The sequence below is a fragment of the Agrobacterium sp. ST15.13.015 genome (genome assembly GCF_027871645.1).
Classification (GTDB): Bacteria; Pseudomonadota; Alphaproteobacteria; order Rhizobiales; family Rhizobiaceae; genus Agrobacterium; species Agrobacterium leguminum.
Window position 1 is genome coordinate 1 of record NZ_JAQAHF010000041.1, and the last position, 2016, is coordinate 2016.

General features: G+C 63.5%; 1 protein-coding gene. It reads left to right on the forward strand.

The genetic code is table 11. The annotated features are described in order from the left end of the window. The coding region (gene tssI / locus PIB16_RS26605; protein ID WP_271046675.1) for a type VI secretion system tip protein TssI/VgrG at positions 1-2016 on the forward strand (2016 nt) is incomplete at both ends.

The following is a 2016-nucleotide window of genomic DNA, read 5'->3' on the forward strand; positions in this document are numbered from 1 at the left end:
GAGCGCCTGTCCGTCGAGGAGGGCGTATCGCAGCTCTTCGACATTCGTCTGACGGTGCGTGCCAAGAAGGAAGCGGTCAAGCCCGAAGAGCTGATCGGACGGCTGGTCGATATCTCCATCGAGATCAGCCAGGGCGACGGCGATGGCGGCGGTGTTCGCCGCCCCTTCAACGGCCTGGTGACGGAGCTGCATGAAGGCCCGCCTATCACCCGCGGCATGCGCTCCTATGCGCTGACGATCCGCCCGCAAATGTGGCTTCTGTCGCGCCGGTCGGATTGCCGTATCTGGATGGACAAGACGGCGGTGGAGGTCGTCGAGACGCTGTTTTCCGAACACGGCATTCCCGCTCCCGATACATCGGGCATCATCTCGCCGCCGCCCGCACAGCATTACAGCGTGCAATGGAACGAGACGGATCTCGATTATCTCACCCGCCGTTTTGAAGAGGACGGCCTGTTCTACTGGTTCAGCCATGAGGATGGTTCCCACAAGCTGCATGTGGCCGATAGCGCCAGCGGCTGGCTTGGGCCGTCGCCGGCAGCCCAGGGGGAGGGGACGGTGCGTCTGGCGCAGGGGTCTTCGGATCGTAACCACATCAACGACTGGGCGCGGCGTTTTTCCTATGTTTCGGGTCAGCGCGCTGGCGCGGACTGGAATTTCGAGACGCCGGGCATGGTGCCGGGCACGATGACACCGTCGCTGGTGCAGATGCCGGATGCGACGAAGCGCGAGCTTTACGAATATCCGGCCCGCATCAAGACGGTGGAAGAGGCCGAGCGCGCGCAAAAACTGCGCACCCAGTCCATCGAAGCCGATCACGACCGGGTTTTCGGTTCGTCGACCTCGCGCATTCTGGAGGCCGGCCGCCGTTTCACGCCTTACGAGGTCGCCCACCCCGAACACGCCTATGAAGAACATGTGATCATCAGGGCAAGCCACAATATCGTCGATCTCTCTTATGAGACCAATGGCAACGAGCCGGAATATCGCAATCACTTCGAGGCGATCCCCGCCCGTGTGCCGCTGACGCCGCACCGGTCAACAAAACGCCCGCGCATCGAAGGTACGCAGGTGGCGATCGTCGCCGGACCTGAAGGCGAGGAAATCCATCCTGACCAATATGGCCGCATCAAGCTGTGGTTCCCGTGGGACCGCAAGGCGAAGAAGGATGGCACGGATACGTGCTGGGTTCGTGTCAGCCAGGCATGGGGCGGCGGCACATGGGGTGCGCAGGTCATTCCGCGCATCGGCATGGAGGTGATGGTCGCCTTTGTCGATGGCGACCCGGATAAGCCGCTGGTCATCGGCGTGGTCAACAATCCGGCCAATTCCGTGCCTTACGACCTTCCGGCCAACAAGACGCGCATGGTGCTGCGCTCCAACAGCCACAAGGGCGACGGTTTCAACGAAATCACCTTCGAGGATGAAGCCGGCAAGGAGAACCAGTTCTTCCACGCCCAGAAGGACCAGACGACGCGGGTTCTGAATGACCGGACCAAGCGCATCGACCGGCATGAGGTCGCCTCGGTCGGCGGCAACCGCGCGGTAGAAGTTTCCGGCAACCAGAAACACGAGATCGGCGGCTCGGTAAACACCGTCGTCGGCGGCACGGGACCGATGGCGATGATGGCCATGGCGGGCGTACAGGCGCTCTCCGGGCAGACGGCGGGGCTGCTTTCGCAGGCCGCCCAGATCGCCGGCGGCGGTGGCCCGGGTGTCGCGGCCTTCGCCACCACACTCGCCTCATCCGCACTCGGCTTCCTCGGCGCAGGCGGTCTTTCATCGCGTGAGGGGGTCGTTTCCGGCCCGAGCCCACGTGCGGATGCGGGTACGGCGCTTGCCGGCTCCGGCTCGGGCGTCGGTTCCGATGCTTCGGGATTGTTTCCGCTGCCGGGCATCATGAACACGATCGTCAGCACGTTCAAATCCGACAGCGTCGGGGTGGCGCGGGCAGAACAGATCGGGGTGAGCAAGGTTACGAATGTCGGCCAGACGTCGCTGGAAAGCGTCGGAAAG